Consider the following 5,132-nt stretch of genomic DNA (forward strand, 5'->3'; position numbering starts at 1 on the left):
CCCTTGTATCTTTCGTTTTGAGAGTACACACAGGTTTGTTTTGGCAGTTGTCCACAGCCCGTCTGCCCTCTGGGATACCTAGCCCGTGGGAGAGCATTTGGCGTGGACGACTGGCCGTCTGTTGAGCAAGCCCGAACAGTTGCTGGACGGCCGACATGCACTGGCGTGCTCGGACCTCGAATTTGCAAGGATGGGAAATGGCAGGCGCACCTGAACTGATTTTTGTTGGTATCGATGTTTCCAAAGCCACGCTTGAGGTGGCCTTGAATGACAGGGACAAGACGCAGACCTTCAGCAACGATGAGCCCGGTTTGAAGTCGCTGTTGGCGATGCTCACTGAGATGCGCGAGCGCGTGGGAGTCGTTCTGCTGGAAGCCACCGGTGGGCTGGAGCAGCCGGCGGCGGCGATGCTGTGCGCGCATGGTTTGGCCGTCATGGTGATCAATCCGCGCCAGGCGCATGACTTCGCCAAAGCGATGGGCTACCTGGCCAAGACGGACCGCACGGACGCGAAGATGCTGTCGCAGTTTGCGCGCACGCTGCATGCCAGCGACCGGCGCGAGCGACTGCTCTACAAACTGCCCACGGACGCGCAGGAGACACTGCTAGCCATGGTGACGCGGCGCAGTCAGCTCGTGGCCATGCGGGTGGCTGAGCACAACCGATTGGCGAGCATGCACGCGTCGCAGCGCAAGAGCATTCGCACCATTCTGAAGATGCTGGACCACCAAATCGGAAAGATCGATGACGATGCGGGCGGCTTCCTGAAGGAGCACTTCAAGGACAAGCTGGAGTTGCTCAAAGGGCTCAAGGGAGTGGGGCCAGGCACACAAGCGATGCTGATGGCTGCGCTGCCCGAACTCGGCCAACTCAAGCGACGCGAGATCGCCAAACTCGTGGGTGTGGCGCCGTTGAACAACGACAGCGGCACATTCAAGGGTCGGCGCTCCACCTGGGGTGGACGGGCCAATGTCCGTTCGGCGCTGTACATGGCTTCGCTCAGCGCTGTGCGTTATGACCCTGTCCTCAGGAGCTTCTACGAACGACTGGTGCAAGCGGGCAAGCCTAAGAAGGTGGCGCTGACCGCCTGCATGCACAAGCTGCTCACCATCATCAACGCCGTCATCAAGTCCGGCACCGCTTGGCAGCCCTCTTATCCACAGCCCGCGCTAGCCTGATTAGCGCTTGACTTGGAACACAGTTGCTCTCCCGCAAGCGGGAGAGGGAGTTAATCAGCGCTTGCCGCCGCTTGCCCGGGCCACGTCCTTGAGCCACGGTTGCGCCGCCCAATGCGCGGCCGCGAAGGCCTCGATCCGATCGCGGTAGGTCATCGAGAGCCCGATCGCATCGAGCCCCTCGAGCAGCATCCGCTGGTGCCGCGGCAGCATCTCGAATCGAGCCTCGACGCCCCCGGCGCTGCGCAGCGTGAGCGTCTCCACATCGATCTCGACGGTGTTCCGCGGCACCGCGTCCGCCTCGTCCATGAGCCGGCGCACCTCGGCCTCCGGCAGCGTCACCAGCAGCAGCCCGTTCCCCATCGCATTCGAATAGAAGATCTCGCCGAACCCCGGCGCGACGACGGCGCGGATGCCGGCCTGCTGCAGGCCCCAGACAGCGTGCTCCCGGCTGGACCCGCAGCCGAAGTTGTTGCCGCCGATGAGCACGGACACCCCGGCGTAGGCGGGCTGGTTCAGCACGAAGCCGGGCCGCTGGCGTCCCTCGCCGTCGAAGCGCAGGTCGTGGAACAGGCCCTGGCGCAGCCCCTGCTTGTCGATGCCGCGCAGGAACTGCTTGGGCATGATCTGGTCGGTGTCGAGGTTCTCCAGGCGCAGGGCCGCGCTGCGGCCCTCGATGCGGCGGACGGGATTCATCGCGGGCTCTCCTCGCCGAGGACGGGCGGCAGTCGGCGGACATCGGTCAGGCGGCCGGTGACCGCGGCGGCGGCGGCCATCGCCGGACTCATCAGGTGGGTGATCGCGCCGCGCCCTTGCCGGCCCTCGAAGTTGCGATTGGTCGTCGAGGCGCAGCGGATGCCGTCGGCAAGCACGTCGTCGTTCATCGCCAGGCACATCGAGCAGCCGGGCTGGCGCCATTCGAGGCCCGCATCGAGGAAGACGCGATCCAGGCCTTCCGCCTCCGCCATCGCGCGCACCGCGCCGGAGCCCGGCACCACCATCGCGCGCACGCCCGGCGCGACGCGGCGGCCGCGCAGCACGGCAGCGGCGGCGCGCAGGTCCTCGATGCGGCCATTGGTGCAGGAGCCGATGAAGACATGCTGGATCGGCGTGCCCGCCAGCGCCACGCCGGGCTCGAGCCGCGTGTAGCGCAGCGCGCGTTCGGCGCTGTCTCGCGCCGGGCCGACGGCCATCCGGGCCGGGTCGGGCGCGTGGCCGTCGATCGGCGCGACCTGGTCGGGACTGGTGCCCCAGGTGACCTGCGGCGCGATGTCGGCCGCGTCGAAGCAGTGCTCGGCATCGAAGCGCGCGCCCGGATCGCTGCGCAGCGTGCGCCAGTGCACGAGCGCGGGTTCGCGCCATTCGCCGGCGAGGTCGGGGCAGCGGGCCAGCACGTAGTTGATCGCCGTCGCGTCGGGCGCGACCAGCGCGCCGCGCGCCCCGGCCTCGACGGCCATGTTGCAGAGCGTGAAGCGCGCCTCGACGGACAGCGCGTCGATCGTCGTCCCGCAGAACTCGACCACGTAGCCGCGCGCCCCCTGCGCGCCGATGCGGCCGATGATCGCCAGCACCAGGTCCTTGGCCGTCGTGCCCGCGGGCAGCGCGCCGTCGACGCGGATCCGCATGTCCCTGGCGACCCGGTAGACCAGCGTCTGCGTCGCCAGCACATGCTCGACCTCGGTGGTGCCGATGCCGAAGCCCAGCGCGCCGAGCGCGCCATAGGTGGTCGTGTGGCTGTCGCCGCAGATGACGACCATGCCAGGGCGGATCATCCCGTGCTCCGGTGCGACCACGTGCTCGATGCCCTGCAGGGCGTCGGTCGTGTCGAAGAGGCGGATGCCGTGACGGTCGCAATTGGCCTTGAGGTTGCTCGCCTGCAGCGCCGAAGGCGGGTCGGCGATCACGCGCAGGGCCGATGGCACCGCATGCGTCGGGATGATGTGGCTCACCACCGCGACCTGCTGTCCCGGCATCGGCACGCCGCGGCCTTGCTCGCGCAGGCCGGTGAAGGCCTGGGGGCTGGTGTACTCGTTCATCAGGTGCAGGTCGCAGAACAGCAGCACGTTCTGCGCGTCGAGCGTCGCCACCGTGTGGCTGTCGACCAGCTTGCGGTAGAGGGTGCGCGGCGGGGCGTTCGAGGACTTGGGATCGGGCGTCGCGACGGGCGAGTCGCTGACGGCCTTTGCGTCCGCGGCGTCCGTGGTGCGGGTCGTGCCGGTCACGGCGTTGGTGGCGGTCATGGCTGGCGCTCCTCGTCGGCGGCGATGTCGCGGTCCTGCGCGGTGAAGAAGGGCAGGACCCGATCGAGCAGCGCCTGCGGCGCTTCCTCGGGGATGTAGTGGCCGCAGGGCAGGGCCTCGCCGCGCAGGTCCGTCGCCAGCGGTCGCCACAGCGCCAGCGGATCGAAGCAGCGATGCACGACGCCGTGCTCGCCCCACAGCGCCAGCAGCGGCATGGCGAGCCGTCGTCCGGCGTCGCGGTCTTCGCGGTCGTGGACCAGGTCGATGCCGGCGCTGGCGCGGTAGTCCTCGCAGAGGCCGCGCGCGGTGCCCGGCAGCGCGAGGCAGCGCTGGTACTCCGACAGGGCCAGCGGATCGAAGGGCGCCAGGCCCGCGCTGCGGCGGCCCATCACGTCGCGGACATAGGCGGCGGGATCGGCCTCGATGAGGCGCTCGGGCAGCGGCGCCGGCTGGATCAGGAAGAACCAGTGCCAGTAGGCGCGCGCGAAGGCGTCGTTGGCGCCGGCGTACATGTCCAGGGTCGGTGCGATGTCCAGCAGCGCCAGCCGCCGCACGGCCGTCGGGGCATCCATCGCGAGCCGGTGCGCGACGCGCGCGCCGCGGTCGTGCGCCAGCACGTCGAAGCGCGCGTGACCGAGCGCCCGCATCACCGCCAGCATGTCCGCCGCCATCGTCCGTTTGCTGTAGGCGGATGCGTCGGTCGCCGATGCCGATGCCGATGTCGATGTCGATGTCGATGTCGACGCTGGCGGCTTCGATGAATCGCCATACCCGCGCAGGTCGGCGGCGACGACGGTGAAACGCTCCGCCAGCGCCGGCGCGACCTTGTGCCAGATCGCGCGCGTCTGCGGATGGCCGTGCAGCAGGAGCAGTGGCGGGCCCGAGCCGCCGACGGTCGCTTCCACATGCACGCCATTGGCGGTGGCAACGCGAATGTGGTGGAAGCCGGGGAACAGCGCGTCGAGTGCGCCGCGCCCGGCGATGGTTTCCGGCACGTCGGTGAAGACGGATGAAGCCGGTGGGGTGTCCATGACGGGGAAGGGCGGCATGCGGTCTCCAGAGGGGATCGCTGTCGAGGATTGACGGTCAACGGGCAGCGGTCGATGGCCCATGTCGGCCCCGATTCTGGAAGTGAATCGCAGGCACATAATTTCCGGTCCGGCAGTTCTTTCATTCCTGGAGTTCATCAATGGACGGATTCTCCGACCTGGCCTTCTTCGCGCTGCTGGTGAAGCAAGGCAGCCTGGCCGCCGCGGCGCAGCAGCTGGGTGTCACGCCGCCGGCCGTCAGCAAGCGGCTGGCCGCGATCGAGCGCCGGCTGGGTGTCCAACTGCTGCAGCGCACCACGCGCCGCATCGGCCTGACGCCGGAGGGCGAGACCTACCTCGTCGACGGCGCGCGCGTGCTGGAAGAGCTCGAGGCGCTGGAGCGCACGGTGGCTGGGAGCCGGGCGGCGCCGAAGGGGCTGCTGCGGGTGTCGGCGAGTTTCGGGTTCGGTCGCAAGCACGTGGCGCCGGCGTTGTCGCGCTTCGCGCGGCAGTTCCCGGACGTGGAGGTGCAGCTCGAGCTCACCGACCGGCCGGTCAACCTGATCGAGCAGGGCGTGGACCTGCAGGTGCTGGTCGGCACGCCGCCGGATGCGCGCCTGACCGCGCGGCTGCTGGCGCGCAACCGTCGCGTGCTGTGCGCCGCGCCGGCCTACCTCAAGCGCGCTGGC

The 5,132-nt window shown here is 69.1% G+C and carries 5 protein-coding genes (1 of these 5 running past the window's edge); 2 read left to right on the forward strand and 3 right to left on the reverse strand.

The window, feature by feature from the left end; genetic code table 11:
* Window positions 1–197 precede the first annotated feature (197 nt).
* Entirely contained in the window at window positions 198–1,178 is a 981-nt protein-coding gene (locus tag ACTJKJ_RS27115) for an IS110 family transposase (protein WP_440819474.1), read from the forward strand.
* Window positions 1,179–1,232: 54 nt separating this feature from the next.
* On the opposite strand, the gene leuD is transcribed toward ACTJKJ_RS27115, so the two are convergent.
* From leuD to ACTJKJ_RS27130, 3 genes are read right to left on the reverse strand one after another with little or no spacing between them, the layout of a single operon-like run.
* Window positions 1,233–1,871: a 3-isopropylmalate dehydratase small subunit gene (gene leuD / locus ACTJKJ_RS27120; protein WP_440823263.1), complete on the reverse strand. Its 639-nt coding sequence runs from the start codon at window positions 1,869–1,871 to the stop codon at window positions 1,233–1,235.
* Window positions 1,868–3,415 carry a 3-isopropylmalate dehydratase large subunit gene (gene leuC / locus ACTJKJ_RS27125; RefSeq protein ID WP_440823265.1) on the reverse strand — a complete coding sequence of 516 codons (1,548 nt, stop codon included), beginning with the start codon at window positions 3,413–3,415 and terminating at the stop codon, window positions 1,868–1,870. The genes leuD and leuC overlap by 4 nt, the downstream gene beginning before the upstream one ends.
* On the reverse strand, window positions 3,412–4,464 hold the full coding sequence (locus tag ACTJKJ_RS27130; RefSeq protein ID WP_440823267.1) for an alpha/beta fold hydrolase: 1,053 nt from the start codon (window positions 4,462–4,464) through the stop codon (window positions 3,412–3,414). The genes leuC and ACTJKJ_RS27130 overlap by 4 nt, the downstream gene beginning before the upstream one ends.
* Window positions 4,465–4,604: 140 nt before the next feature.
* On the opposite strand from ACTJKJ_RS27130, the gene ACTJKJ_RS27135 reads away from it, so the two are divergent.
* A protein-coding gene (locus ACTJKJ_RS27135) for a LysR family transcriptional regulator (RefSeq protein WP_440823269.1) crosses the window boundary here: on the forward strand, window positions 4,605–5,132 show its 5' portion. It continues 366 nt past the right edge of the window; only the first 528 of its 894 coding nucleotides appear in the window; the start codon lies at window positions 4,605–4,607; its stop codon lies off the right edge, out of view.

Origin of the sequence: Roseateles sp. 22389 (assembly GCF_052044995.1) — a bacterium.
GTDB lineage: Bacteria > Pseudomonadota > Gammaproteobacteria > Burkholderiales > Burkholderiaceae_C > Roseateles.

Coding starts and splice junctions, on each gene's coding strand:
- leuC (WP_440823265.1), bottom strand. CDS start 3,415: ATGACCGCCACCAACGCCGTGACCGGCACGACCCGCACCACGGACGCC.
- ACTJKJ_RS27130 (WP_440823267.1), bottom strand. CDS start 4,464: ATGCCGCCCTTCCCCGTCATGGACACCCCACCGGCTTCATCCGTCTTC.
- leuD (WP_440823263.1), bottom strand. CDS start 1,871: ATGAATCCCGTCCGCCGCATCGAGGGCCGCAGCGCGGCCCTGCGCCTG.
- ACTJKJ_RS27115 (WP_440819474.1), top strand. CDS start 198: ATGGCAGGCGCACCTGAACTGATTTTTGTTGGTATCGATGTTTCCAAA.